This window comes from Streptomyces sp. CBMA29, assembly GCF_014596445.1.
In the GTDB taxonomy this organism is placed as follows: Bacteria; Actinomycetota; Actinomycetes; order Streptomycetales; family Streptomycetaceae; genus Actinacidiphila.
Map to the genome: position 1 here is coordinate 54,069 of NZ_MECL01000150.1, position 26,703 is coordinate 80,771.

Consider the following 26,703-nt stretch of genomic DNA (forward strand, 5'->3'; position numbering starts at 1 on the left):
GCGGCGTGGGCGATCGACATCCGGGCAGGCCGGACTTCCGCTCGGCATGGCGGGCATGTGCTACTCCGTTGCTTGTAGAAGCGCGGTGCGGCGGTTCTCGTACAGAGACGGCATGCCGCCCGCTAGATATGAATCGGCGCCCTTCGGGCTGCCCGCCCGGCGCCCACGACTTGGTACCTCTCGGGCGCCGGTCGACTTTCCGACGGCTGTTCCGCGCCCCTGCCTCATCGGATCGACGGCGATTCCCCCTTCCCTGCCGTGCATTCGGACGAGCGCGGACCAGCAACGTAGGCGGGGAAGCCGCTATCCATCCAGCGAATGAAGCCCCTTCGCCCGCCTCGACGCCAAAACGACATCCCCCTTTCGCGGTGAGGCTTTCTCGCAAAGTGATTTCGTGTGATGACTCGGCAAGGGATTCCACGAGCTGCGATGAGTCCTGCGGCGTCCGGCAGTCGTAGGGTCGGACCCGTTACCGAGGAGGACTTCTGATGCGCAGCGTGACCTGTTCGATGAGCGTTTCGCTGGACGGCTACATCGTCGGGCCGGACGGCGGCTTCGACTGGGCGCCGCCCGACGAGGAGGTCTTCCGCTTCGCCACCGATGAGGTGCGGGAGGCCGACGTCCATCTGCTGGGGCGGCGGCTGTACGAGTCGATGCTGTACTGGGAGACCGCAGGTCAGGACCCCGCGCTCGGTTTCTCGACGGGCGAGTTCGCCGCGATCTGGAGGGCGCTGCCCAAGGTGGTGTTCTCCACCACCCTGTCGGCGGTACAGGGCCATGCCCGGCTCGCTTCCGGCGGCTTGGTGGAGGAGATCGAGCGGTTGCAGGCCGAACCGGGGGACGGCAACATCGCGATCGGAGGCGCGAATCTCGCTGCCGAGGCCGCCGACTCGGGCCTGATCGACGAGTACCGGGTCAGGGTTCTACCCGGTACTGGTCGGCGACGGCGTTCCATTCTTCCCTCAGCACGAGCGCCGGATGCATCTCGAACTCGTCGAGACCCGCACCTTTGGCTCGGGAGTCGTCTATCTCCGCCACCGTGTGGCGCGTTAGCTGGCTCGTCCGCCGTGCCCTGGGCATGATCTGCCCGAAGCGGTGATGGTGCGCTCCCCCGGCACGCCGGTGGTATCGCCGAGGGGCCTGTGTGGCCGAACGTGGTGGTCTGATGCTCGCGTACGGTCGCCAGTTGCACGCTGTGCTCGGTGAGGGCGCGGCTGGTGCGGAACGCTGCTGCCTCCAGGTCCCGCAGCCGTCAGCCGTACGCCATGGTCTCGTCCGGCGTGCCGTTCTCGTGCCAGCCGGCCATCACTGCCCCCCACGTTCGCGGAACTACGCGCATGCGCGAACAGACCCACCATGGGTCGGTGCGGGGGGCAGTTGTCTTCCCGGTGGTGACGTCCGCCATCGCGTCCGGGCAGGGATGTGCCCACGTCGGCGGTCGGCGGGTCGGGGCGTCAGCGTGAGCGGACTCCTCGACATCGATATGACGGCGTCGCGCGCTTGCAATCCAATGCGACGATCGGGCAGTTCAGCGCCTCGGCAATCTTGATCAGGCTGGCTGGGGTGGCGCTGCGCCAACCGGACTCGATCTCGCCCATCAACTGCTCGCCTATGCCGACGAGATCAGCAAGTGCCCGCTTGGTCGGCTCGGATTTCTCCCGTGCCCAGGTGACCGCCTCGGGCTCTTGGTGCAGCCTGCTCGGCCGGGTGCGCTGACGTGCGGACATCCCCGGTTCCCCTCGAAGTGATCGTTGTTGGCCGACAAGGTGTTGCGGAGAGGCATGACAGGACGGACCGGAATCGGTGGCCCGCCCCGCCGACAGTGCAGAACGTGGTCAGGAGTCAGTCCGGTTGGCGCGTGGCCCAGTCTTGGCGGGCGGCAATGAGCGCGGGCAGGACCTCGTCGTGGAGACGATCGGCCTGGGCGCGTAACTTCAATGCGATCTCCGCGAGTTCCTGCGGGTCCAGGCCCAGAATTCGGCACTCCGGACTGACTTGGATGTTCACCACCGGCACGCGCAGGCGGGGGTCCACGTCGTACGGGTTGCAGTCGATGCTTCCCTCGAAGACCGCGTCCTCCTCGGCCTCGTCTCTGCTGTCCGTGGTGGTGAGGGGCATCATCGCGCCCTCGAAGAAGTTCCGGTGATTGATGCTGGCCAGCCGTGCCGACAGCAGGTCCAACGGCACGCCGACCTCCGTCGGATCGTCCTCGGCCCACTCGGGCAGATAGCCGGACACCGCGAGCACGGCCGTGGTAGTGATCGTCCACGAACCCGGCGTGCTCCACGGCTTCGGATGCTCCAGCGGGCCCGCAGGCTGCGGCGGCTGGGGTACGTGCTGCTCGTTGATCTCGATCTCCTTCTCCATGGGAAAACAGGCGTGCTGCTGCTGTCGCGGCCGACCGCCCCTGGAGCGGCCACCCGCGGTGACTCTTCTCGAACCTCTTCAACTCGGTTGCCCCGCCTGGGGGATCTTGAGGACGCACCAGGTGCACGTTCCGTCGGGGCTGACACCCCACTCGTCCGCCACAGCGGAAACCAGGAGCATGCCGCGCCCGCTCTCCTCGTCCGGCCCCGCCTCACGGACCCGCGGCCGGCCAGGCGATCCGTCGTCCACCTCGATCACAAACGCGTCGGCGGCGAGGACGAGTTTGAAGGCGATCGCGTCGTCCGCTCCGTACCGCAGAGCGTTGGTGACCAGCTCGCTGATCAGCAACTCGGCGCTCTCGACGAGCCCGGGATATCCCCAACGAGCCACCACGGCAGCCCCGATGCGGCGGAGACGTCCGACCCACAGTGCGTCGTCCTCCGACACCGTGTCGCCGTCGCGGTTGGGTCCACGCTCGATACGGAGGGCCAATTCGTCGAGTACGGGCTCAGCGTATGCCGGGCTCTGCGCGAGACGTTCCGGGGAGTGGGCGGTCATTGAGGGCTCGCTCCCCGGGTACCCCTGTCGGGCCAGTTGGCAGGAGGGGTGCGGCCGACCTGTCCGTTGTGAGGGCGTGCTGCCGGGGCGAAAAGGGGCAGTCTCTTCTTCACGCACATCTGATCCTCCTTCCGGCTTGCCGGGAGTGACGCTCATGCTCTTCCCTCCCGGGACCGTGGTGTTGGCGAGTACGTTGAGTGTTCCGCCGATCACAGAGCCACGGAATGAGGTCAAGGCCCGTGAGCTGGTGAAGGTGGTGAAAGATCGCTCCGGCACGGGAGGACGCGAAGATGGCGCGTAGCCGTAATGAGAAGTTGGCGCAGGTCATCGCCCAGGCAGGGTGGTCGCACGCGCAGGTGGCGGCGGCCGTCGTGCGCGTCGCCACGGAGAACGGCATCAGCGCGTGCACGGCCGTCGGACGGTCGCATGTGACCTACTGGGTGGGAGGGACGGTGCCCTCCGGCGACGCGCCGTTAGTGTTGCGCGAAGCGCTGTCCCGTCGCCTCGGCCGTCATCTCACGCTGGACGAGATCGGTCTCGCGGACTTGTCCGTGACGGCGGTCGGTGCTCTGGACTGGCGTAGTGATGCCTTGGTGACCTTGACGGAATTGGGGAGGGTGGAAGTGGACGAGGAGCGGCGTCGCCTGCTCAGCCGGTCGGCGTATTCGTTGGCGGCCCTGGCACTTCCGTCGCCGTCGCAGCCGGAGCCCGCCGCGCGAAGGGTTACACCTGCCGGCGGCAGTCGCGCGCTCACCGTGGGAGCCGCGGAGGTGGAGGCCGTACGCGACATGGTGCGGTTCTTCTCGCAGATAGACCAGAAGCGGGGCGGTGGCCACGGACGTACCGCCGTGGTGGCGTACCTGCGGAACGAGGCGCTGGGCTACCTCAACGGATCGTTCACCGACGACCACGTTCGCCGGGCGATGTTCTCCGCCGCCGGGGAACTGGTCTATCTCGCCGCGTGGATGGCGTTCGACAACGACGAACACGCTGTGGCACAGCCGTACTTCACTACGGCCGTGAAGCTCGCCGTCGAGGCCGGGGACGCTCCGCTCGCCGGCCACGTCCTGCGGGCGATGGCACATCAGGCCCTCGAACTCGGACACGGCCCGGAAGCTGCGCGTATCGCGTCCGCCTCCGTGGAGGGCGACCGCTACCGGCTCGCCTCCCCCCGCGAACGGGCACTTCTCGGAGTCGTTCACGCTCGGGCCCTTGCACACATTGGCGACCAACGCGGCTCCGCCGCAGCCCTGCTGCGCGCCGAAGACGACCTTGCATCCGCCGGCCCTGATCGCGAGGAGCCGGGGCGAACGTTCTTCTTCGGCGAGGCCAGCCTCGCCCACGAGACGGCCCGCACGCTCCAGGCATCCGGCGATACGGGTGGAGCTCTGCGGGAGTTCCGCCGCAGCGTCCGCACCCGCAACGCCGCGACCTTCTCCCGGACCCATGCGGTGACGCTCGGCTATCTGGGCTCCATCCAGGCCACGACCGGCCGGGTGGAGGAGGCATGCGTGACCTGGAATCGCGCGCTCGACGCCATGGCGGGCATAACCTCCGGCCGAACCCGCCAGACGGTGGTGGACATGCGACGTGCGCTGTCGCCCTTTCGGCGGCGCGGTATCGACGCGGTGGCCGAACTCAACATGCGGGCGGCCCAGTTCATGGGGCACCCGGTAGCCTGACAGCCTTGGCACACTGCCCGGCCACAACGCCGGGAAAGGGGAAACGGTGAGCGAATCGTACGAGGTCACAGCGCTGGCCCACGTCGTCGGCGGGCGCAAGGAACCCACGGACGACTACTGGGGCGGCACCCGATCCATCATCCGGATCGATCCCTCCTTCCCTGCCGATTCCACCGCCGGACTCGCCGACTTCAGCCACTTGGAGATCGTCTTCCGCTTCCACCTGACCGACCCCACCGACCTCCACCCCGGCGCCCGCCGCCCTCGCGACAACCCCGGCTGGCCCCCGGTCGGCACCTTCGGCCATCGCAACATGCGCCGCCGCAACTGGCTCGGCGTCTCCCGCTGCCGCCTCCTGCGCGTCGACGGACTCGACCTCCACGTCGAAGACCTCGACGCCGTCGACGGCACCCCGGTCCTGGACATCAAGCCGTGGTTTGCCACCATGGGCCCGCGCGGCGAGATCCATGAGCCCGAGTGGCCCAGTGTCATGCTCGCCGACTACTTCGCCCCGAACCGGGACTGAAGCAGCAACGCAAGCAATAGCACGAGCCAGGGCCGCTCGTGCCTGCTGCGGCAGGGCAGCCGATATCGCCAGTAGCCCTCAGCCCGATGAGGGCCAAATATCACGGATGCGCGGCACGTCCAAGCCCGAACCTTTCCCCCACTCTTGCGGCGAGCTGAATCCCGCCCGCAGGAGGAACCCCACCATGGACAGCAGCACCACGCACCGGCCCGAACCCGCGTTTCTCACCCTGCCGCGTGCCGCGGCCTACCTCGGCATCTCCCCCAACACCCTCTATGTATGGCGGCATCGCCGCCAGGGGCCGCCGAGCTTCCGCATGGGGCGACGCGTCATGTACAGGGTCTCCGCACTCGACGAGTGGGTGGATCAGCAGGAGAAAGCCGACTCTCGGTCCAACCCGACCTTGAATCCGCTGAACCGGAAACCTCAGCGACGCACACCGTGATGCCTTCGACTTCACAGAGCAACGACACCCAACCGACACCATATTCGCAGCCCACAGCGGGATCCGACCTGCCTCGAAGAAGCGTTCCCAACACCGTCTTGATCGGAACGGAACATTCAAGCAGGCAGGAGAGTAGTGGTGGCGGGTTACGTAGAAGACCGATGGCTCAGGAAGCGGCCGGACAAGGCAACCGGCAAGCGTGAGCGCACCTCTTTGTGGGGGAAGGGAAAACGCTATCGGGTCAAAGCCATACCCGGGGTCCAGGACCGGTCCTTCGACTCCAGCGAGGACGCAAAGAAGTGGCTCGCCGTGGCCCAGGCGGACAGTTCGCGGCAGGAGTTCGTCGACCCGAGGAACGGCGACATCCTACTCGCCGACTACATCGAGGACTGCTGGTGGCCCAGCCGGACCGACGAGCCCTCGACCGCGGCGCCCATGCGCAGTCGCATCCGGAACCACATCATTCCGCTCCTCGGCTCGTACCCCCTGCGTGGGATCGACGCCTCAGCTCTCCGCAGGTTCAAGGCGGGTCTGCTCGCACGTGTCGAGGAGTCGACCGCCGAGGTCATCTGGATCCACCTGACCACCATCCTCAACGCCGCGGTCGACGACAGGCGCCTGGCCAAGAGCCCGGTGGCTGCCAACCGCAGCGTGAAGCGGCCGAAGCCCGCCAAGAAGAAGGCGCAGGCGTGGCCCCGGGCGACCGCTGACGCCGTGCGGGCCGGTCTGCAGGAGCGATATCAGCTCGCCGTGGACCTCGGGCTCGGCCTCGGACTTCGTCAGGGGGAGGCGTTCGGCCTCAGTGAAGAGGACTTCGACTTCCGGGCCATGGTCGTACACGTCCGGCGGCAGCTCCGTTGGGACGCGAGGGGCCGACCGTATTTCTGCCTTCCCAAGGGCCGCAAGACCCGCGATGTGCCACTCTCCCCCAACCTCGCACGAAGGGCGCGCCTCCACCTCCGGCGCTTCCCTCCGGTCGCGTGCACCCTGCCGTGGCGGAACCCCGAGGAGCCGACGACCGACCTCGAAGAGCGCCAGCGCAAACCGGTCACGGTGCGGCTCGTGCTCAGCTCTTCGCACGGCCTTCGGATCAGCTACAAGACGTGGAACGAGCGCAGTTGGAAGCCGGCGCTCGCGACCGCCGGTGTGCTCCGCGAGGTAGGCCGGAAGGTGGAGCAGCACGGCGCGCGCACCCGTCGTCATCCCGTCTTCGAACGCTCGCGGCGCGACATGTTCCACGTCCTGCGGCACACCTACGCCAGCGTGCAGCTGGAGGCGGGCGAGTCCATCGTCAGCGTGTCGGCCTGGCTGGGACACTCCTCACCGAACATCACGCTCGCCCACTACGCCCACTTCATGCCCGGCGCGGGTCGGCGGGGTCTGGCCGTGATGGACGCCTGGCTGGCGAGCGACCGGCAGCGGAAAGTCCCTGAGAAGTCCCTGGCGCCCTCGTGGCTTACCCCGGAGTCGCTGAAACCGCAGGTCAAAGCCACCGCATCGAGTGCCGCCGATATGAAGGTCAAATACAAAGAAACCGCGCGGGGCGGCCTCGCGGTCAACGTCATCGAGTGCTGACGCGGTAGGCCCTGACCTGGGGTTTCCCGTCTTTCCGCGCTGTCGGAGCCTTCCGTGCTTGTACGGCGGAAAGTCTCTGTAAGGGCGACCGATTTCTGAAGTGTACGACGGCCGCGAGGGTACCTAGCATTGTCCTCTGCGCCGCGTGCGCGAGGCGATGTCGATCCGGAGTGGGGTTATCGGTGGAGCGGCTACTGGTGGACTTATCGGACGACGGTATGGCTCAGGTGCTGTCGTGGCCAGCAGGAGAGTCGCTTCCGCGTCCTGCCGGTGGGCCGACAGAGCTGGTATGGCCACTGTCTGACGACAATCTGAGGGATCTGCGCTGGTATTTGGAGCAGTATCTGCGGCTGCCCACCGCTGTCTACGGCGAGCGCGGTGCGCAGGTGGCGGAGGCGCTGCCCGGGTGGAGCGAGGCGGTCTTCGGCGCGATCTTCAGTTCGGAGTCGGCTCGGGACGCGTATGCGCAGGCACGGGCGCGGGCGCAGGGAGATCCGGTGGAGATCGTCCTGCGGTCCCAGTCCGCGGAGCAACTGGGCCGCCCTTGGGAGCTGATGGCGGCCCCGGGGCGCCATCTGGCGGTCACACGCATGCTGCCGAGTGACGCGGGCGAGGACTCCTTCGACGTTCCTGGTGCGCGGTTCAGGGTGTTGATGGTGATCTCTCGTCCAGCAGGGGCGAACGACGTCGGTTACCAGATGATCGCGCGGCCGCTGCTCCAGCGGCTGAAGGAGGTGCGCGACCACGTGGAACTGGTGGTGCTGCGGCCCCCGACGCTGAGGCGTCTGGACCAAGTGCTGACCGAAGCGAGGGAAGCCGGAACGCCGTTCCAGGTGGTGCACTTCGACGGGCACGGTTCCTACGGACCGGTGCCCACCACCAGCGGGTCGGCCGAGCGGGGGGCGGGCACACGTGAGGCGCATGATTCACAGGGGATGCTCGCGTTCGAGGATGCCAGCGGCGACAGCGACCTGGTCGAGTCCGGACAGGTGGCGTTGGTTCTGGCCGGGGCGAAGGTGCCGCTGGTAGTGGTGAACGCCTGCCAGTCCGCGCAGGTGGGTTCACAGGTTGAGGCGACGGTGGCGACGCGGCTGCTGGCCGAGGGGTGTTCCAACGTCGTGGCGATGGCCTACAGCGTGTACGCGGTCGCCGCTGCGGAGTTCATGACCGCTTTCTACGAGCGGCTGTTCGCGGGCGACCGCATCACGGCCGCAGTCGCTGCCGGGCGACACCGGCTCGCGCAAAGCGACAAGCGGCCGTCATTGGAAGGGGATTTACCGCTGGCGGACTGGATGGTGCCCGTGTTGTACACCCGCGGCGAGACCCGTTTCCCGGATCTGCGGACTTCGCGCACTCCGCAGAAGAAGGTAACGGAAGTATCCGCCCGAACGCGCGGGCTGACTGATCAGCGCGCGTCCGATTCAGGAATCGGACTGAAGTCCGAGGGTAAATTCGTGGGCCGTGACGCGGATATCTACACCCTGGAAGCGGCCACTCGGCTGCGGCGCGTTGTCGTACTGCACGGGCCGGCCGGCACGGGAAAGACCGAGCTGGCCAAAGCACTTGGCCGTTGGTGGCGCGACAGCGACGGTGTCGACAGTTTGGAGGGGGTGATATGGCATTCCTTTGAGCCAGGCGTCGCCTCCTTCGGTTTGGACGGCCTCATCGACGCCGTCGGAGCGCGGGTTCTGGAAGGCGAGTTCACGTTCCTGGACACCGCCCAGCGGCAGACCGCGGTGGAGAAGATCCTGGCTGCCCGACGGCTACTGCTGATCTTTGACAACTTCGAATCCGTGCACGACATGCCAGACCCCGGCCACGCCACCATGCCCTTGTCACAGCAGGAGCAGGACAAGATGCATGAGTTCCTGAACCGCCTCGCCGCAGGCGGCAGGAGCACTGTGGTCATTACCAGTCGCAGCCCCGAGAACTGGCTCGGGCTCGGCGTGGGCCGCGTCGAGCTGGGCAGCCTCAATATCGCGGACGCTGCCGCCTACGCGGATTGGCTCCTGGCACCCTATCCGGCCGCCCGCGAGCACCGGCACAATCCCGCGTTCGCCGATCTGATGCGGTGGCTGGCCGGGCATCCGCTGACCATGCGCTTGGCCTTGCCCCATCTGAACGACAAGGACGCCACTGTCCTCCTGTCTGAGCTCAAGAGCGCCAAACTCCTGCCCGACGACGGCATCACCGACCACCGAAACGCCTCGTTGGCCGCCAGTCTCTCCTACAGCCTTCGCCACTTGGCCCCCGCGGACCAGGAGGCTCTCACTGTTCTGAGCCTGTTCCAGGGCGCCACCCACGTCGATGTCCTCGCCCGGCTCTCAGCCGACGCCCGGACACCCCAACGCTTCCGCGGCCGCACCGGCCCGCAGTGGACGGAACTGATGCAGCGGGCCGTGGATCTCGGTGTCCTGACGTCACTCGACGCGGACGTGTTCGGCCTGCACCCCGTGCTCCCCGCCCATCTGGCCGCTCGCTGGGCCACCGGCAGGCCCGTCGAGTACGCCTTGGAGCGCCGCGCCGCCAACCGTGCGCTTCTCTCGGCCCACGCGGCTCTCAGTACCGAGCTGACGAGAGAACTCGCGGACAGGAACGCGGATCTCGCAATGACGTCGGTCGAACATCAGCGACGGACACTCGGCGTGATGCTCGACTACGCCCTCACAAAAGGTCAGTGGGGCGAAGCCCTGGATCTCGTCCGGCCATTGGACAAGTACTGGACGGCCCGCGGGCTACGGGAGGAGGCACAGTCATGGACAGGGCGGGTACGCAAGGCCGTTGAGACGGCCGACGGGAACCCGCCCGCCCTGAACACGCTCGCAAACGACCTGTGGCTGTTTGTCACCGTCGCGCAGGCCAACCGGCTCCTCGCCCATGGTGACTCCATCCGGGCCGGAGACACTTACCGCGACATCATGAACACCTGGCGACAGCAGCCCAGCAGCCCCGACCAGCAGCACTTCATCGCAGTCCTCTCTCACCAGTTGGGTGTCGCCAACCAGCGCGAGGGCCGGCTCACCGAAGCCGAGACCTGGTATCGCGAGTCCCTCACCATAAAAAGAGAGCTCCGCAACTACCCTGGGATAGCCCTCACTCAGCATCAACTCGGTATGGTCGCCTGGGAAACGGGGCAGTGGACGGAGGCCGAGGAGTGGTACCGAAAGTCCCTCGCCATCAACGAGGGCCTCGGTGACCTCCCGCGCGCCTCGACGACATACCACCAACTCGGCATCGTCATGGCGGGTACGGAGCGGCTGGCCGAGGCTGAGACCTGGTACCTCAAGTCCCTCGCGATCAGCAGGAAACTTGGCAACCACGGTGCCAAGGCGATGACTTATCACGAGCTAGGCCGTCTCGCCCAACGCAAGCGGCGCCCGGCGCTTGCAGTGGAGTGGTACCACAAGTCTCTGGCGATCAACGAGACCCTCAAAAACGGCCCCGGCCGGGCCCTCACCTACCGCCAACTCGGCGAACTGGCCAGGGAAAGCGGGCGACCGGAAGAGGCTACGAGGTGGTACCGCCACTCGCTCGCCATCAACGAGAATCTCCGCGACCGGCACGGCACGGCCGTGGACTTTCACCACCTCGGACAGGTCGCCCGTGAAGAGGGACGACTGGCGGAGGCGGAAACGTGGCACGGCAAATCCCTCGCTATCAACGAAGAACTCGACCACCGCCTCGATATGTCTGCGTGTTACAGAGAGATGGCGCTGCTCGCAGAAGCCCAAGAGGACCGAATAGCGGCTCTGACGTGGCTGGTCAAATGCGTCTCGCAGTTCGAGGAATTCCCGCACCCAGCCGCAGGGACCGGCCCGCACCATCTGCGGCGCCTTACCGCACAGTTGGGCGTGCCAGCCCTGGAACGCGCCTGGCAGGACGTCCTCGGCGCTCCGCTTCCCAGCGCCGTACACGCCTACATAACGCATGATTCCCCCTCCTGACAGGCTGACCGCACAGCTTCCACCACGGCCCAGACCTTGACCGCGCCGCCGTCACCACTGACGACGGACCAGAGCCCTTGGCTGAACAGACCCGTCTTCAGACGCGCTCAATTTTGAACACCTCCAAGATATTATCTATGAGATCTAAGAATTGCCCAAAGCTATTCGGGTCCACAACTCCGCAGAAACAAAGGACAATCAGAACAACGACGATGATTGCAGCCACAAGCTCTCTGTCCACGCGCGCGCCTCGTTTTCGTTACGGATAGGATGTGCAACGCTTTTCCGGCTTTCACACAGGAACCCGTGGGGATGCGGCGTGCCCGGCGAACGCGGCATGGGGAGGGCATCGACCGCGCCGCAGCTACTGTCGGCGTGCCTCTCCGGGGGCCCTGTGGAGTGCTCAGGCAGGCCGGTGTTCTGCCTGCCCGCTGCTGGAATTCTTCGGAACATGGATGGCCGCCCAGAGCGGCTCGAGAAGCAGATTGACTTTCGCGATCCCGGCGGGTGAGCCGAGGTCGGGGATGTTGTCGGAGTGGTCCAGCAACTCCAGCGGCCGGCGGTCGCGTGCGCGGCAGCGATCTTCGAAGAGCACCAGGGCACGACGGGGCCGGCGGTGCCTGGACTGCCACAGCAGCCCCATGCCGTCCGGGATCTCGGCACGGATCTGTCCCGCGCAGCGCCGGGCGCGCTCGTAGTGCTCTTCGCCCTCACCCTCCAGCAGCCGGGCGTCCTGGTGCACGTCGGCAAGCTGTTCGGAGCTTTCCAGTGGTACCGCGAACAGGTCGCACCGAGTGCGCACCGCGCTCAGGGACTTGCCGACGACCAAAGCGCGCGGCACCAGGCGATACCTTGTGTCCGAGTCGAAGTCCCGCGAACGCACCAAGGTTTCGGCGAGCGCGGTCGTTGGATCCCAAGCCGCGTACAAGCACGCGTACGGATCGTCAGCAGTCGCGTCGAAGCGGCCGCCGAGTGCGTGGGGAGCGAACGGCTTGAACTCGGTGGCGAGCCGTTTGGTCCTGTGTATCCGCCACAGTACGGTGCCGGCGGGTATCTTCTCCGGACGGGACGTCATCCCGTCGCGGAAGGGCCTGACCTCCTGCCTCATCAGATTTCCTCCACCAGCGCCATGGCCGCCCTCAACAGGCGGCTGTCGGCGAGTTCCCCGATGAGGGCGGCAGGCTGTCCGCCCAGCCACTCGTTGTCGCTGAGCCACCAGTCCGCGACGCCCCACGGGTCGATGTCGGCGAGGAGCAGCCGGTTGACCTCCAGAACGACCTCGTGCGGCGTCCCCTCGTCGGCGGTGAACTGGAATGCCGGGTAACGGTCACCGTGTTGCGGGTCGGCCAGCACGATCAGTCCGGAGGGCGGCGATTGTCCCCACCGGGCACGCACCCCTTCCGCCGAGAGGGCGGGTGCCTGGAGCAGACGGTTCTTCGCGGCGGCGATGATGGTCGCAGTGCTCGGGAACGCTTGACTCGAGAGCACGGCCAGCGCTTCCGCCACGATTGTGTCGGTCGGCAATGTCATCGCGGTGGCGAATCGTGGCCCGTCCAGCGCCTGACGCACCGGGTGCGCGGAGGGCAACCGGTCCAGCACGAGGCGTACGCCCCGCATCGCTCGGAGCGCCGCCTTACTGCCGTCCTTCGGCGTCTCCGCGTACGCCTGCAACTTGCTGCGCAGCAGTTCGTAGTCGTCATATCCGAGACCGGCGCGGATGCTGTCGTGGTGCTGGACGATCAGTTCGACCAGCCGGTCTCCGCTTCCCTCGCCGCCCTCATGCATGTTCGTCTCCCTTACCCGGTGAGACCGGCCTGTCGACGGGGTCATGGGCAGTGCTCTCGACGGCGCGGACAGGGCTGCGACGTCGGTCCGGCGCCGGTCCGGGGTGCCCATGATGAACAAATCCGGCCCAGGCGGCAGGATGGCTCAGGCTGGTGTCGGCGATGTCGCGGACGACTCCGGCGGGGAGGGAACCGGGATTGGAGCGATGGGGGTCGAGCATCCAGAGTTGCGCGGCTCTGAGAGCGTCGACGGGGCTGTGGTGCTCGATGGCAAGGTAGTGGTGGAACACGGCCATGAAGAGAAGGGTGGCGGTGTCCTGGATGTTCCAGCGCGATCCGACGACGTCGCGGGCGCCTGTGGCGACGAAGGCGGTGGTAAGCGTCAGCGCCTCGTCATGCTCGCGGGAACTCAAGTCCGTCCGGCAGGCGCTGAGAACGACCAGTGGCCCGTCTTCTCCCGCCTGTTCGCCGATCGGCCGGTCAAGTAGGCGGGTGACGGTGAGCATGCCGAGATCCGGCTGCGCGCCCGGCCCGCCGTCTGCGGGTGGCGGGGACTCGGGGGTGTCAGGGACAGCCAGATACAGGGCAGATCTCGTGGGGAGCGGGCCTTCTGCGCCATGTGAGGCGATGTGCAGCAGGGACGGTCCCTCGGCGAGCGCGGCGAGGAGTTCGTCGGGGGTGCCGTATGCCTCCCACGAGGCGGGTGACTCGTCGTATTCGCCGTACAACCGCGCTTGCGGATAGTAGGTCCGCTGAAGAGTGACGACCTCGATTTCGGCATAGGTGAGAACGATTCGTGGGTCGGCGACGAGGATCGGTGCGCTGGCCGGGTTGCGTGGTGCGCGGCGAACCGTACGCAGGAACTGGCTGCCGGAAGCGGCATAACTGACGACTGCCGTCTGGCAGAGGAAGTCGCCGTGGCCGCCGTTGGGCAGATGTGCCGCGTGCCAGGGGATAATGCCCAACTTGCCGCAGGGCACGAGAACAAGCCTTGGCAGTTCTACAGAGTCCCGGTGGCGGCGGGACGCAATCTCACTCAGGACCGGCCGCATCACCTGGTAAGCCGAATCGCACAGATCGGAGAGGGCGGCTTTCCAGCTCAGGAGTACATCTTGGTCAAGTGGACTGCGGGCTTGGCTCGTGGACGCGTCGATATAGCGTTCCAGCGGGCCGGCCTCCAATTCGGAAAGGGCTATCAACGGGACGTGGGAAATCCCTGTGGCTCCTACGACGATCGCCGTACCGGTATCCTCCCCGGCGCCGGGGAGCAGGTAGACAAGCGCGTCGGCACCACTGTCGGCGACGGCCGTGCCGAGTTCGTCAAGGGTGGGAGTGGCGAGCAGCCCGTCCTGCTGCCGGTAGCCAAGGGCTTCAAGAGCCCGGCGGCGTAAGGCGCTCGGCAGCGCGACAGGTACCTGCGCGGTCTCCAGGTCGTCAGGTACGGCACTTCTCCACGCCTCGGCGAGGTCATGGTGCCCACGCGCCTCCAGCAGTTCGGGGACCGCTCGGTCCGTCGACGCGGCCCGCAGTACCATCGCCCGGCCAAGCTCCAGCGCATCCAGCGCGTCCTGCTGTCGACCGAGTGAGGTGGCCCACCGGGCGGTCAGCACGCCACGGCTGGCGCAGGCGGTGGCGATCCGCAGACCGTGCTCCGCGCCAAGTTGCAGCACGACGTCCGCCGCCATGTGACGCAGGGCCTCTGTCGCCGCGTCCACCGAGTCGTTCAGGTCTTCCGGGCTCGTATACCAGCGGTAGCGATAGGCCCGCGCCCAGTCCCAGAGGATCTCCCCGGCCAGATACGAGCCCTGGCCCTCACGCACGACATCGCGCAACTGATCAAGTTCCTTGAGTGCGGCGATGATCGCCTTCGGGTCGTGGACACGACCGGGGGCAGTCCGAGCGGCGGCGCGTTCGTACTGTCGAATCATGGCTCCGGCGAAGACGAACCGTTCGTCCAGTGTCGCTTCCGGTGGGGGCGGGGTGATGTCGGAGAGCGGTGCGCCGGTCAACTCGGCTCGAATCAAATCGTTGACGTACCGGGGGAAATCGATGTTCTCCTCCGGGGCCTGCTGGTACTGTCGCGTGCCCAGGGCCTTGGCTTCCTCAAGGTAGGGCCGCAGAGCAGCGGCGTCTTCATGGCCGAGTGAGGTCAATTTTGTACAAGCCGCCCCAAGTACTGTGACATAGAGCAAGCGGTGCGGATGGGCCGGGTCAAATTCCCTCTCCATTTTCAGCACCTCATCTTTGAGGTGCCGCACCTGCGTGACGTCCTCCGCATTCTCGATCTGTTTCATCAGTTGGAGAAGGCGCATCTTCCGCGCTTCTTCCCGGTCTGCCGCATTCGGGCTTGTCATACCCTGTTTGGAAACCTCCGAACTGATGGCGACAAGGCGACCGAGCGCGGCCTCCCGATCATGCAGATTGCCACCCCCGAGGCGGGCGAATTGATCGAGGAGGAGGTCGTACGCGATATTGAAGGGCTTTCTGATCTCGTCGTAAGGCTCCAGCCTCATGAGCAGGCCGGCCATATCCTCCAGGAGCCGTTTCATGGGCTCTGGATTTCCGGTGCGCGTACTCTCCTCATAGCTGGATACAACCGAACCAAAGATCCGGTCCACCATGATCTCGATCTCGGCCCTCTCGGCAGATTCAGCCTCGCCGTCAGCACCGGGGAAATGGGTGAGGGCGCCGACCGTTCCTGGGAACATCTCGTCGAAGTGGGGGAAATCCTGTGCGAGCAGGCTTTTCATCTGCTCGGTGTCATGCCCGAGGACGGCAGGTGAGCAGTTGCTGAGCAGTACGCCCATCCGGCGCACGTCGGCGAGAACTCCCGCGGGCAAGGGCAGTTTCGCCGCGTCGTCCGCCGCCCGCATGAGTTCCTCGGCGGCGCCGGGTTCCTCCAGGTCCGTTCCCGTCTGCCGCCTGTGGGGGTAGGAGGCATCGAGGGCGCCTGTCCGCTGCGCCATGTCTTTCGGCGGAAACACCAGCATCAACAAGAAGAGCGCGGCCCATTGCCGGTCGTCCGGCGTTGTGTGCACCAAGGTCCGGGCGCCCCGTAGCAGGCGACGTGCATGGTTCCGGTCCTCCGCGACGCCGCCTCCGATCAGATGCCGCATGGCGAGTACGGCTCCGAGGCGCATCTGCACCGCGCGGTCCGATGCCGTGTTCGGGTCCAGGAGGTGATAGAGCTTCGACAACTCCTCGACCACACTGCTGAGCTGGGACACGGAGCCGCTGTACGCGGCCGGGGATTCCTTGCCTCCCGCGTACGGGAAGCACCGCTCCGCCCGGCGTCCGGCGTCTGTCAGCCACGCGCCGAGTGTCCGGGCGTCCTGGCCATCTTGATGGTCCACTTCTACCTCCGCCGTGCTGTCGCCTGCCTGCGAGACGGTTGAGTCTTTGGACTCACTTCCATTGCAGCACCTCAACCGGTCGTAGTTGGGCCGCGCTCTGGGCGGATTCCGGTCGGAAGCCGCTCCAGCAGGGCCGCCGCTTCGGCCGTGCGCACCACGAAGTGGACATCGCACGTCGCTCCGAGGGCCAACTCCGCCTCGATGGCAGCCCATACGGCCCTCAGGCTGATGTGGTACGGCAGCCCACCACGGCCCGAGCCGAGCAGGGGGAAGCACACCGACCTCAAAGGAGGCGTGCTGCCGCTGGACTCCTCGGCCAGCAGGGCAAAGGTCCGGGAGACCGCCCTGGTGATGTCAGCGGGCAGGACGTCGTAGTTGTTGGTGCCGGCACGAGGCACAGCGATCGCGGCGTGGTAGATCCGCCTGATGCCCTGGTCTGCCAGAGCGCCCACGCCGGTGGCAACGACGGTGCCGGGCACCACCGGCAGCCGCGATGTGCCGTGCCGGGCCGCCCACTCGCGTAGTTCGTCGTGGACCGGGTCGTGAAGCACCTCACCCGTCACGGATCGCACGGACGCCCCACGCCGCAGTGAGGCGGGAATCGAGGACTTGTACGCCTCCGGCATGGCGAGGTGCACATTGGCGGGCGAGACCAGCACGTCCACGTTCCGGAGCAAATCCACTGGGTGCATGTGAACGGTGAGCGCCACTTCCCGGCCTTGGACGAAGACCCGCACTATCCGGTGGGTGAAGGTGGGTGGCTCCCCACCCTCGGCAGGGGCCCTTGTTTTCTCCGTCTCCTCCGCGGCACGCACTGTCACCAGCTGTATAACGCGTTCGGCGACTTGGCCCAGGACCATTACCTCGTGATCCTTGCGGAAGCGCTCCACACTCACCCTGTAAACGGAAGCAGCCTCGGACCGGCGGGACGACGCCGCCCAGTCCCGGGTACCTTGCGCAAGACCGAGCGTGTACTCGGCGGCGGTACGCAGCGTGCCGTCCAGCAGGGAGACGGCACGCCTCAGGAGAGCCTCGACGCCGACCTCCTTCATGCGCGCACTCTCCGAGAAGGCTGCGGCTGAAGCCTCAAGGAGCGGCAGATGATGACCACGGAGTCGGACCAGCCCGATGCGCCTGACTATCCTGATCTCTTCGAGAAGCTGCGAATGGTCAGGGGGGAGTGACGTCGTCATCCGCTCACGATGGCACGACTCCTCCCGCGTAGAAATCGGTTTCAGGTCATCTGAAGCTTTCCCTTCACCTGCCCAAGATCTTCCGGTCCTGCCGACGACGTGGAGGGTCTCAGGGGGGGTTGACGGTCTTTCCGACGTCTTAGCGGGGTGACCGGAATTTACTCTCCCGCCGAGTAGCCGACGTACGCACGGATCCGACGGATTCCCAGTGGGAGGAAATCCGTTCACTGCTGCCGGCGCCCTCACACCTCGTGATCTACACGCCGTACCAAGTCGTAGATTGCGTCCGCCTCTTGACTGAGGTCACCGACCAGGACCAGCAACCCGTGCTGACCTCGCAGACGTACCTCCGTGCACACAGTGAGGTACTGATGCTGTGCCTCTGGTAGCTGCTGCCGTACGAACTCCGCACTGCCCGCACATTGCGCATCGACTTGCTCGGTGAGTGCAACCGGATTCTGCTCCACCGCTATGTTGAGAGCGACGTACCACGCCGATACGGTCGGAGTCCCTCGACGTCGTTCCGGCTCCGCCTCGGTCCGCTCCTGCTCGCGTTGTCGACGGCGTCCCTCGGCCCACTGGGGCAACAATGCCGACAGCAGCGTCCCCAGGACTTCCACAACAGCCATCGACAGAACGGTCACAATTCCGGGATCCACTGGTTCCTCCTTTAGAGGCTCTGCCACCTCACCCAGTCCAGCGAAGCAAGCATCAGCGGAGCATGGAACAGTCCATCCTGAAGTCGCCCTATCAACGGCCTTTCGGCGCCCAGAGAGCCAGGGGATTGGCCCAAATTTGTTCTTGAGGATCTCATCTCGAACGATGTCCCAAACGTGATCGCTCATACGGACGCCGCCCCTCCTCTCGGGCGGAGAGCACAGGACAGCGAGTCCGCGATACGGAACAGCAGGGCGACGGTTGCCTCGCCGTTAACGTCATCGAGTGCTGACCGCCACCCGCCGTGCCGCCACCTGCCGGGTGGCCTCTACTGTCGACGATTACGGCGCCGCAGGGGCGCTGACCTGGGGTGGGGACGAGGAACAGGCAGTGTGGGGTACCCGACGGCAGGCGCCGTCCAAGACCGGCGCGGAGACTCCGCGGCGGTGGAAGTTCTTGTGGGTCGCCCTTTTCGGGCTCCTGCTCGCGGTGGCCGGGGGCTTCAGCGAAGCGGCGGGGCACTCGGATCTCGGCGTCGAGTTGACCGTCCTGCGGGACGACGGCCACGGGCACTGCACCGTGCGGTGGACCGATCCGCTGGACGGCCGGGTGCGGGAGGCGCCGTTCGCGTGCGACTCGGACCGGCCGCCCATCCTGCGGGACTGGGAGTACGGCTGGGAGGTGACGTACTGGCCGTGGCGCGGGGACCTTCGCAACTCCGCGGGCGTCGGCAGTTCCGCGAGCGACGTCACCACGGGGTTGACGCTCGCGGGCCTCTTCCTGCTGCTCGTGGCCAGTGTGGGCGGGGCGGTCCGGATCGTCCGGAGGCGGCGCGCGGGGGCTGAGGCGAGGGACGCGCGGCGGGTGCCCATGTCGCCGCCGCGCGGGACGATGCGGAGTCGGCCCGTGGCCACCGCCGTTCTCGCCCTGACCGGCGGTGTGATCGCCCTCGTCGGCGGCGGCTGCCTGCTCGGCATCGCGGTGCCTCACGCACGGCATCGGGAACGGGACTTCCGCGCCGCCGTGCCGTGCCCCGCGGATCTGGCCGCCATGAACAGGTCCGCCGCGCAGTGCCTGAGGACCGAGAGCTTCACCGTGGGCAAGGTGCGGATCCGCTCCGGCAAGAACTCGTACTACACGGCGGACCTGGCCGGGCCGGAGTCCTCCGCGACCAGGCGGGTCCGCTTCGCCGGGAAGAGCCCCTTGCTGCGCCGGCTCGAAAGCGGTGACACCGTGCGCGGCGTCCTGTGGCGCGACGGCATCGTCACCGTCACGTCCGCCGACGGCGAGACCCGTCAGGACACGAAGGACAATCCGACCGGCAGTGCGTCCAATGCCCTCGTCGGCGGCGTCGTCGTCACGGTCGGCGGCGCCGTTCTCACGGGCGTCGGCGGCGCCCTCACCGTCATCGCCTGGCGTGCGGCGTACCGGCGGCGGGTTCCACGCGGCTGAGGTAGGGGAATCGGGGTCAGCGGCGGCGCAGGGAGGGGTCGAGGAGGGAGGGCGGGGTGTCGAGCTTCTCCTGGGGGGCGAGGTCGGTGCCGGGCGGGACGATGGCGTCGAGGGCGTCCAGGATGTCGGCGGACAGTACGGTGTCGGCCGCGGCGAGCTGCGAGTGCAGGTGGTCCAGGGTGCGGGGGCCGATGATCGCGCTGGTCACGGCGGGGTGCGCGGTGACGAAGCCGAGCGCGAGCTGGATCATCGTCAGACCGGCGTCGTCGGCGACGCGGGCGATCCGTTCGACGGCGTCGAGCCTGGCCCGGTTGGACGCGATGGTCAGGTCGAAGCGCTCCGGGAGGCGGGCGGAGCGGTTGGTGGTGATGTCCCGGCCCTCGCGGACCGCGCCCGATAGCCAGCCGGAGGCCAGCGGGCTCCAGGCCAGCACGCCGAGCCCGTACTCCTCGGTCACCGGCAGGACATGGGTCTCGATGCCGCGCTGGAGGACCGAGTAACCGGGCTGCTCGGTGACGTACCGGGTCAGGTGCTGCTCGCGGGCGGTCCACTGCGCCTGCACGATGCGGTACGCGGGGAAGGTCGAGGAGCCGAAGTAGCGGATCTTTCCCGCGCGTTGGAGGTCGGTGAGGGCCGACAGCGTCTCCTCGTCGCTGGTGCGCGGGTCCCAGCGGTGGATCTGGTAGAGGTCCACGTGGTCGACACCGAGGCGGCGCAGGCTGTTGTCCAGTTCGGTGACCAGCCAACGGCGCGAGCTGCCCTGGTGGTTGCGCTCGTCGTCCATCGGCATGTTCGCCTTGGTGGCCAGCACGATGTCGTCGCGGCGCCCGGCGACGGCCTTCCCGACCATCTCCTCCGAGTCGCCGTGCCCGTACATGTCGGCGGTGTCGATGACGTTGATCCCGGCTTCGAGGGCCGCGTCCACGATGGCGGTGGCCTCGTCCTGCGTGGTGCGGCCGATCGCGCCGAAGTTCATCGCGCCGAGCGCGAGGGTGCTGACCTGCACGCCGGTGCGGCCCAAAGTGCGGTACTGCATGAGTGGGTTCCTCCGTGCTCTGGCATCATGAGATAAACGGAACATTGTTCCGCCACAAACGACGATACGGAACGACGTTCCGGATAGCAAGCGCGGCCACTGAGGACGCGGCACGGCCGGAACGCGGGACGGCCGGGGACACAGGACGGAGGACGGTGCGGTGAACGACGGCGAAGGCGGCGCGGGCAAGGGGGGCGACGCGGATATGGCGGGCGATGCGGATGTGGCGGGCGGCCCTGGCGGCAGGCACGGCGCGGAGGGCGGCACGGGCGCGGCCCCCCGGCCCAAGCGGGCGGACGCCCGGCGCAACAAGGAGGCCCTGCTCGACGCGGCGGCGGCCGTCTTCGTGACGTCAGGCGTCGAGGCGCCGGTCCGGGACATCGCCGCCGAGGCGGGCGTCGGCACCGGCACGATCTACCGGCACTTCCCGACCCGCGCCGACCTCATCATCGCCGTCTACCGGCACCAGGTCGACGCCTGCGCCGAGGCCGGTCCCGCGCTGCTGGCGGCCGACCCGTCGCCGTACGCCGCTCTCGGGCGGTGGATCGACCTCTTCGTGGACTTCCTGGTCACCAAGCACGGACTGGCGGGCGTGCTGCACTCCGACGAGGCCGGGTTCGACGCGCTGCACGCGTACTTCCTCGACCGGCTCGTGCCCGTGTGCACCCGGCTGCTCGACGCCGCCGTCGCCGCCGGTGAGATCCGCTCGGACGTCGAGGCGCGGGTGCTCATGCGGGGGGTCGGGAATCTCTGCATCGGGGCGGACAGCGATCCGGGGTACGACGCGCGGCGCCTGGCCGGTGTCCTCGTCACCGGGCTGCGGCTGCTGCCGTAACGCCTCGGGCTGACCGTAACGCCCCGCGCTGACGTAACGGGCCCTGAGCGCTCTCAGCGCCCCGGACCGCTCGAAGCCTTACGCCCCCGCCGGAAGGCGGCTGTCCAGCGCCCGGATGAAGCCGGCGACGGTCGCGGTCATGGCGCGCCGCCCCTCGCGGAGATAGACGCGGGGGTCGGTGATGTCGTCCACGGCGAGGCGGGCGCGGACGGCGCCGGTCATGGCGATGTCGAGGCCGGTGCCGACGGTGACCTTGCTGATGCCCTCGGCGGCGGCGAGGCCGAGTTCACCGGCAGTGGCGCCCGCCGTGTCGCGCAGGACGAGGGGTACGTCGAGGACGGTACGCAGCCTGGCCAGCAGCCGGCGGTCCGGGCGCGCGCCGAGCGAGACGGTCAGGGCGTCGACTCCGGTGGCGGCGACGAAGGCGCGGGCGGCGTCCGGGTCGCTGCCCGGCTCGGGGCCGGCCGCCGAACCCGCCGGAACGGCCGCCGCGTCGGCCTCGATCCACAGATTCTGCTCGTGCGCCCACTGCGCGGCGTCGCGCGTCACCGCGACGTTCTCGGCGTACGGCAGGCGCGCCGCGTCGTACATGATCGAACTGAAGCCGCAGTGCGCGGCCTGGGCGAGGAGCGCCGTCCTGCGCACCCGGTCCAGGTGCAGCGCGACCGGTACGGCGGCGGCCCGCGCGGTCTCCGCGGCGGCGCGGGCGAGCGGCAGCAGGCGCCCGTCGTAGTACTGCACCACGCTCTCGCTGACCTGGATGATCACCGGGGAGCCGACCGACTCCGCGCCTTCGACGACGGCTTGTACGTGTTCGAGCGTGATCGCGTCGAAGGCCGCGATGGCGCGGTGCTCGACCGCTGCGGCGGTGATCAGCGCGCGGGCGGCTGCAAGAGGCATGGATTCTCCCGACGATGCTTGCGCGAGGATGCTTGTATTTGCACCTTACTCCGCACAATCGAACATTTTCAAGCATTCGTGGTGCGCGCAGTCCGCACGGCCGTGGGCTCCGCGCGCGTGTGCCACGCTGGTGCGCGCACGATCAAGCCGAACCGGTCAAGCCGCGCACGGTCGAGCGGCGCCCGGTCGAGCCGCGCACGATCACGTCACGGAGGAGAACGCCTGTGTCCAGGGACGCCCGGTGGACCGCACTGCTGGATCTGCTGGCCGAGCACGGCCGCGTGGAGGTGGAGGAGGTCGCGACCACGCTCGACGTCTCCACCGCCACCATCCGCCGCGACCTGGACCAGCTCGCCGAGCAGCAGATGCTCACCCGCACCCGCGGCGGGGCCGTCGCGCACGGCGTCTCGTACGAACTGCCGCTGCGCTACAAGACGGCCAGGCACGCCTCCCAGAAGCAGCGCATCGGCAGGACGGCCGCCTCCCTCGTCGCCCTCGGCGACGTCGTCGGCCTCACCGGCGGCACGACCACCACCGAGGTCGCCCGCGCACTGGCCCTGCGCGGCGACGTCACCGCGGACGGCACCCGCCAGCCCGCCCTCACCGTCGTCACCAACGCCCTCAACATCGCCAACGAGCTCGTCATCCGGCCGCAGATCAAGATCGTCGTCACCGGCGGCGTCGCCCGCCCCCAGTCCTACGAACTCACCGGCCCCCTCGCCCGCGGCGTCCTCCAGGAGATCATCCTCGACATCGCCGTCCTCGGCATCGACGCCCTCGACCCCGCCCAGGGCGTCTACGCCCACCACGAGGACGAGGCCAGCATCAACCGCCTCCTCGCCGAACGCGCCCAACGCGTCGTCATCGCCGCCGACTCCTCCAAAATCGGCCGCCGCGCCTTCGCCCGCGTCTGCGGCCTCGAAACCATCGACACCCTGATCACCGACGAAGCCATCCCCCCGGAAACCGCCGCCGCCTTCGAAGAAGCCGGCATCACCGTCACCATCGCCTGACGCGACCAACTCGCCCCGGCGCGCACGCGGCGGCACTCGCCGCGGCGACGCTCGCCGCGGCGGCGGGGCGCGGTCGGGGCGATAGCACTGGCTGAGGGAACTGGTCGGTAGTAGGGGAACACGTCGTCGGGAACTACGCAGATTTAACCTCTCGGCTCCTTCTACGGCGGGGTCTACGCGCGTATCTTGAGCCGATCGCTCATTCAGGCGCGGCGTGATGCGCCGTCATGAGACGTAGAAACCACGAAGTGTTCACCGCGTTCAACGCACCGCACGAAGGAGACCCTCACCGGTGTCGCACATCTCTGGGGCAGAGCCCCGCCCTGACAGACCCGGTACTGCCGGGAACCGCAAGCGGCTGGTCACGATCGGGATAGCCGGCGCGGTGGTGCTGGCCGCGGTCGGCGTGCACACCGCCTTCGCGACGCCGTCCGCCGACGTGATGGTGTCCGAGGTGTACGGCGGCGGCGGGAACTCCGGCGCCACGTACACGAACGACTTCATCGAGCTGGCCAACTCGGGCAGCGCTCCGCTGGACCTGAGCGGGTACAGCGTGCAGTACCTGCCGGGCGCGCCGACGCCGACGTCCAAGTGGCAGGTGACGCCGCTGACCGGGTCGCTCGGCGCGGGCGCGCGGTATCTGGTGCAGGAGGCCGCGGGCACCGGCGGTACGACGGCGCTGCCGTCGCCGAACGTGGTCGGCGCCATCAACATGTCCGGTACGACGGGAACGGTCGCCCTCGTGCACGGCACCGACCCGCTGACCTGCGTGACGAAGGCGGACTGCGCCGCCGACGGCACCATCCGCGACCTGGTCGGCTACGGCACCGCCGCGGTGTTCGAGGGCAACGGCCCGGCGGCCGGGGCGAGCAACACCGACTCGGTGGCGCGCCCCACGCTGACGGACACCGACGACAACGCGGCGGACTTCACCGCGGGCGCGCCCACTCCGGGCGCCGCGGGTGACGGCGGCGGCCCGACGACGCCCCCCACCACCCCGCCGACCACGCCGCCCACCTCGCCCCCGACCGGCGTCGAGGCGAAGATCCACGACATCCAGGGCGACACCCGGCTCTCCCCGCTCGCGGGCAAGGCGGTCACCGGCGCGACCGGCATCGTCATCGGCGTCCGCTCCTTCGGCTCCTCGCAGGGCTACTGGGTGCAGGACCCGAGGCCGGACGCCAACCCCCGTACCAGCGAGGGCATCTTCGTCTTCACCGGCTCGGTCACCCCGACCGTCGCGGTCGGCGACAGCGTCTCGCTCGCGGGCACCGTCTCCGACTACTACCCGGGCGGCGCCTCCGCCGGCGGCCAGCCGGTGACCGAGCTGACCAAGGCCACCGCCACGGTGGTCTCGCACGGCAACGCGCTCCCCGCGCCCGTCGTCCTGGACAAGAAGAGCGTCCCCGACGCGTTCGTCCCGGCCGTCGGCGGCGGCACGATCGAGAACCTGCCGCTGCGTCCCGCCGAGTACGCGCTCGACCTCTTCGCCTCGCTCGAGGGCATGAACGTGCAGATCGGTGACAGCCGCGTCGTCGGCGCCACCGACCCGTACTCCGAGCTGTGGGTGACGGTCAAGGCGGACCAGAACAAGACCAAGCGCGGCGGCACCCTCTACACGGGCTACGACCAGCCCAACTCCGGCCGCCTGATGGTGCAGTCGCTCATCCCGACCGCCACGCAGGCGTTCCCGGTGGCGAACGTCGGCGACACGCTGCGCGGTACGACGGCGGGTCCGCTGGACTACAACCAGTACGCGGGCACCTTCGCCGTCCAGGCGCGCACGATCGGCACGGTCAAGAGCGGTGGCCTCAAGCCCGAGGTGACCGACAAGGCCAAGTCGGACCAGGCCACCATCGCCACGTACAACGTGGAGAACCTGGCGCCCGGCAACCCGCAGTCGAAGTTCGACGCGCTCGCCAAGGGCCTGGTCACCAGCCTCCGTTCGCCCGACATCGTGGCGCTGGAGGAGATCCAGGACAACAACGGCGCCACCGACGACGGCACGGTCGCCGCGGACAAGACGCTGACGAAGCTGACCGACGCCATCAAGGCGGCGGGCGGCCCGAGTTACCAGTGGCGCTCGATCGACCCGGTCAACGACAAGGACGGCGGCGAGCCCGGCGGCAACATCCGCTCGGTGTTCCTGTTCAACGCCGACCGCGTCAGCTTCGTCGACCGTCCCGGCGGCGACTCCACCACCGCGGTGGGCGTCACCGGCACCGGCTCCAAGACCGCGCTGACCGTCTCCCCCGGCCGCATCGCGCCCAACGACCCGGCGTGGAACAGCAGCCGCAAGCCGCTGGTGGGCGAATTCACCTTCCGCGGCGAGAAGTTGTTCGTGATCGCGAACCACTTCAACAGCAAGGGCGGTGACCAGGGCATCGACAGCCGCTTCCAGCCGCCGGTCCGCAGCTCGGAGGTGCAGCGCAACCGCCAGGCGATCCTGGAGCACGACTTCGTGCAGCAGCTCGAGAAGGCCGACCGCAACGCGAACGTCGTGGTCCTCGGCGACCTGAACGACTACCAGTTCTCGCCCGCCGCCCAGGCCCTCACCGGCAACGGCACGGTCCTCACCGACCTGGTCAACACGCTGCCCAAGGCGGAGCGTTACTCCTACGTGTACGAGGGCAACTCCCAGGTCCTCGACCACATCCTGGTCAGCCCCAGCCTGAAGCACGTCGACTACGACGTGGTGCACATCAACTCGGAGTTCGCCAACCAGACGAGCGACCACGACCCGCAGGTCGTCAAGATCAAGCCGTAGCAGGTCGTCGTACGGCTGAGTGACGTGTGAGGCACATGTGAGGGGCGGGCCCGGCGGGGTCCGCCCCTTCGTGCTGCCCGGCTTTCCTGCCCCACGCCTTGACGCGCGCATGGCGGAGTTATAGACCATTACCTGTTCGAGAGAGCGCTCTCACGAGCGTGCCCCACCCTGTACACGGCCCCCCACCCGGTCAGGAGTCCTCATGCACGCCATGCCGGAAGGCAGCGCGACGCCGCACGGCAGCCTCTCGCAGTCAGCGCTCCCGCACGCGCCCTGAGCCGCCGGAAACGCTTACGCCGTAAGGCCGCGGCCCCGCCGCACGCAGCGGTCACGCCGCGTTCAACGGCCCCGCCGCACTCCGCGGTCCCCGCCGTACGCGGCGGCCACGCCGTACTCCGCACACGGGCGCACCCCCCACAACGCTTCGTCGGGACAGGAGATTTCGCATGTCCACCGGACACGCACCAGAGCAGGACCACGCGCACGACCCTCAGGACCGGGCCGGTACGGCCGGCGCCGCGTCGCACCGCGGGCGCCGCTCCCGCACCCGGATCGGCCTCGCGGCGCTGGCCGTCGGCGCGCTGGCCATGGCCGGTCTGACGGCGGTGGCGAGCCC

At 68.1% G+C, this 26,703-nt stretch carries 19 protein-coding genes and 1 pseudogene; 10 read left to right on the forward strand and 10 right to left on the reverse strand.

All coding sequences use genetic code 11. From position 1 onward, the window contains the following. The first annotated feature begins 488 nt into the window (after positions 1 to 488). Positions 489 to 1,053 (forward strand): annotated as a pseudogene (locus BGM09_RS20265) (dihydrofolate reductase family protein). 401 nt (positions 1,054 to 1,454) lie between these two features. Here the strand turns inward: BGM09_RS20265 and BGM09_RS20270 are convergent. From BGM09_RS20270 to BGM09_RS20280, 3 genes are all read right to left on the reverse strand, one after another. Then, entirely contained in the window at positions 1,455 to 1,727 is a 273-nt protein-coding gene (locus BGM09_RS20270) for a helix-turn-helix domain-containing protein (protein WP_223187317.1), read from the reverse strand. A 115-nt stretch (positions 1,728 to 1,842) separates the two neighbouring features. Then, positions 1,843 to 2,367, reverse strand: coding sequence for a DUF6907 domain-containing protein (locus tag BGM09_RS20275; RefSeq protein ID WP_188283065.1), 525 nt, complete (start codon positions 2,365 to 2,367; stop codon positions 1,843 to 1,845). Between the two features lie 78 nt (positions 2,368 to 2,445). Continuing rightward, positions 2,446 to 2,925: an ATP-binding protein gene (locus BGM09_RS20280; protein WP_188283066.1), complete on the reverse strand. Its 480-nt coding sequence runs from the start codon at positions 2,923 to 2,925 to the stop codon at positions 2,446 to 2,448. Positions 2,926 to 3,215: 290 nt separating this feature from the next. Here BGM09_RS20280 and BGM09_RS20285 point away from each other — a divergent pair, with 290 nt between their 5' ends. The 5 genes from BGM09_RS20285 (at position 3,216) to BGM09_RS20305 (ending at position 11,097) form a co-directional block, all read left to right on the forward strand. Further along, on the forward strand, positions 3,216 to 4,607 hold the full coding sequence (locus tag BGM09_RS20285) for a Tat pathway signal protein (protein ID WP_188283067.1): 1,392 nt from the start codon (positions 3,216 to 3,218) through the stop codon (positions 4,605 to 4,607). Positions 4,608 to 4,653: 46 nt separating this feature from the next. Then, complete coding sequence (locus BGM09_RS20290; protein WP_188283068.1) at positions 4,654 to 5,133, forward strand: SAM-dependent methyltransferase; 480 nt, start codon at positions 4,654 to 4,656, stop codon at positions 5,131 to 5,133. A gap of 184 nt (positions 5,134 to 5,317) precedes the next feature. Next, the gene (locus BGM09_RS20295) at positions 5,318 to 5,578 is read left to right on the forward strand and encodes a helix-turn-helix transcriptional regulator (RefSeq protein ID WP_188283069.1); all 261 of its coding nucleotides are present in this window, start codon (positions 5,318 to 5,320) and stop codon (positions 5,576 to 5,578) included. 138 nt (positions 5,579 to 5,716) lie between these two features. Then, a complete protein-coding gene (locus BGM09_RS20300) occupies positions 5,717 to 7,153 on the forward strand; it encodes a tyrosine-type recombinase/integrase (protein WP_188283070.1) in 1,437 nt (478 codons plus the stop codon). Between the two features lie 218 nt (positions 7,154 to 7,371). Next, positions 7,372 to 11,097 (forward strand): CHAT domain-containing tetratricopeptide repeat protein, encoded by a 3,726-nt coding sequence (locus BGM09_RS20305; protein WP_188283071.1) that lies wholly within the window; start codon positions 7,372 to 7,374, stop codon positions 11,095 to 11,097. Positions 11,098 to 11,500: 403 nt separating this feature from the next. Here BGM09_RS20305 and BGM09_RS20310 read toward each other — a convergent pair whose 3' ends face one another. The 5 genes from BGM09_RS20310 to BGM09_RS20330 all read right to left on the reverse strand — a co-directional run bounded on the left by BGM09_RS20310 (position 11,501) and on the right by BGM09_RS20330 (position 18,086). Then, positions 11,501 to 12,205: an RES family NAD+ phosphorylase gene (locus BGM09_RS20310; protein WP_188283072.1), complete on the reverse strand. Its 705-nt coding sequence runs from the start codon at positions 12,203 to 12,205 to the stop codon at positions 11,501 to 11,503. Further along, positions 12,205 to 12,882 (reverse strand): hypothetical protein, encoded by a 678-nt coding sequence (locus BGM09_RS20315; RefSeq protein ID WP_188283073.1) that lies wholly within the window; start codon positions 12,880 to 12,882, stop codon positions 12,205 to 12,207. The genes BGM09_RS20310 and BGM09_RS20315 overlap by 1 nt, the downstream gene beginning before the upstream one ends. Further along, positions 12,875 to 16,108 carry a CHAT domain-containing protein gene (locus BGM09_RS38930; RefSeq protein ID WP_188283074.1) on the reverse strand — a complete coding sequence of 1,078 codons (3,234 nt, stop codon included), beginning with the start codon at positions 16,106 to 16,108 and terminating at the stop codon, positions 12,875 to 12,877. The genes BGM09_RS20315 and BGM09_RS38930 overlap by 8 nt, the downstream gene beginning before the upstream one ends. A gap of 197 nt (positions 16,109 to 16,305) precedes the next feature. Then, positions 16,306 to 17,427, reverse strand: a complete 1,122-nt coding sequence (locus BGM09_RS20325; protein ID WP_188283075.1) for a macro domain-containing protein — start codon at positions 17,425 to 17,427, stop codon at positions 16,306 to 16,308. 242 nt (positions 17,428 to 17,669) lie between these two features. Then, positions 17,670 to 18,086, reverse strand: a complete 417-nt coding sequence (locus BGM09_RS20330) for a hypothetical protein (protein ID WP_188283076.1) — start codon at positions 18,084 to 18,086, stop codon at positions 17,670 to 17,672. Between the two features lie 283 nt (positions 18,087 to 18,369). Between BGM09_RS20330 and BGM09_RS20335 the strand changes: the two genes are divergently transcribed. Next, complete coding sequence (locus BGM09_RS20335; protein WP_188283077.1) at positions 18,370 to 19,536, forward strand: hypothetical protein; 1,167 nt, start codon at positions 18,370 to 18,372, stop codon at positions 19,534 to 19,536. Between the two features lie 16 nt (positions 19,537 to 19,552). On the opposite strand, the gene BGM09_RS20340 is transcribed toward BGM09_RS20335, so the two are convergent. Further along, on the reverse strand, positions 19,553 to 20,572 hold the full coding sequence (locus tag BGM09_RS20340; protein ID WP_188283078.1) for an aldo/keto reductase: 1,020 nt from the start codon (positions 20,570 to 20,572) through the stop codon (positions 19,553 to 19,555). Between the two features lie 205 nt (positions 20,573 to 20,777). Here BGM09_RS20340 and BGM09_RS20345 point away from each other — a divergent pair, with 205 nt between their 5' ends. Further along, on the forward strand, positions 20,778 to 21,407 hold the full coding sequence (locus tag BGM09_RS20345) for a TetR/AcrR family transcriptional regulator (RefSeq protein ID WP_188283089.1): 630 nt from the start codon (positions 20,778 to 20,780) through the stop codon (positions 21,405 to 21,407). A gap of 78 nt (positions 21,408 to 21,485) precedes the next feature. Here the strand turns inward: BGM09_RS20345 and BGM09_RS20350 are convergent, their stop codons facing one another. Next, positions 21,486 to 22,307 carry a class II fructose-bisphosphate aldolase gene (locus BGM09_RS20350; RefSeq protein ID WP_188283079.1) on the reverse strand — a complete coding sequence of 274 codons (822 nt, stop codon included), beginning with the start codon at positions 22,305 to 22,307 and terminating at the stop codon, positions 21,486 to 21,488. Positions 22,308 to 22,531: 224 nt separating this feature from the next. Between BGM09_RS20350 and BGM09_RS20355 the strand changes: the two genes are divergently transcribed. Then, the gene (locus tag BGM09_RS20355) at positions 22,532 to 23,320 is read left to right on the forward strand and encodes a DeoR/GlpR family DNA-binding transcription regulator (RefSeq protein WP_188283080.1); all 789 of its coding nucleotides are present in this window, start codon (positions 22,532 to 22,534) and stop codon (positions 23,318 to 23,320) included. Positions 23,321 to 23,678: 358 nt separating this feature from the next. Further along, a complete protein-coding gene (locus tag BGM09_RS20360) occupies positions 23,679 to 26,087 on the forward strand; it encodes an endonuclease/exonuclease/phosphatase family protein (RefSeq protein WP_223187332.1) in 2,409 nt (802 codons plus the stop codon). Positions 26,088 to 26,703 lie beyond the last annotated feature (616 nt).

What these genes read in the sequence shown, in the direction of transcription:
- BGM09_RS20295 (WP_188283069.1), top strand. Translation starts at nt 5,318, where the DNA reads ATGGACAGCAGCACCACGCACCGGCCCGAACCCGCGTTTCTCACCCTG.
- BGM09_RS20315 (WP_188283073.1), bottom strand. Translation starts at nt 12,882, where the DNA reads ATGCATGAGGGCGGCGAGGGAAGCGGAGACCGGCTGGTCGAACTGATC.
- BGM09_RS20275 (WP_188283065.1), bottom strand. Translation starts at nt 2,367, where the DNA reads ATGGAGAAGGAGATCGAGATCAACGAGCAGCACGTACCCCAGCCGCCG.
- BGM09_RS20285 (WP_188283067.1), top strand. Translation starts at nt 3,216, where the DNA reads ATGGCGCGTAGCCGTAATGAGAAGTTGGCGCAGGTCATCGCCCAGGCA.
- BGM09_RS20310 (WP_188283072.1), bottom strand. Translation starts at nt 12,205, where the DNA reads ATGAGGCAGGAGGTCAGGCCCTTCCGCGACGGGATGACGTCCCGTCCG.
- BGM09_RS20270 (WP_223187317.1), bottom strand. Translation starts at nt 1,727, where the DNA reads ATGTCCGCACGTCAGCGCACCCGGCCGAGCAGGCTGCACCAAGAGCCC.
- BGM09_RS20350 (WP_188283079.1), bottom strand. Translation starts at nt 22,307, where the DNA reads ATGCCTCTTGCAGCCGCCCGCGCGCTGATCACCGCCGCAGCGGTCGAG.
- BGM09_RS20345 (WP_188283089.1), top strand. Translation starts at nt 20,778, where the DNA reads ATGGCGGGCGATGCGGATGTGGCGGGCGGCCCTGGCGGCAGGCACGGC.
- BGM09_RS20280 (WP_188283066.1), bottom strand. Translation starts at nt 2,925, where the DNA reads ATGACCGCCCACTCCCCGGAACGTCTCGCGCAGAGCCCGGCATACGCT.
- BGM09_RS20305 (WP_188283071.1), top strand. Translation starts at nt 7,372, where the DNA reads ATGGCTCAGGTGCTGTCGTGGCCAGCAGGAGAGTCGCTTCCGCGTCCT.
- BGM09_RS20325 (WP_188283075.1), bottom strand. Translation starts at nt 17,427, where the DNA reads ATGACGACGTCACTCCCCCCTGACCATTCGCAGCTTCTCGAAGAGATC.
- BGM09_RS20340 (WP_188283078.1), bottom strand. Translation starts at nt 20,572, where the DNA reads ATGCAGTACCGCACTTTGGGCCGCACCGGCGTGCAGGTCAGCACCCTC.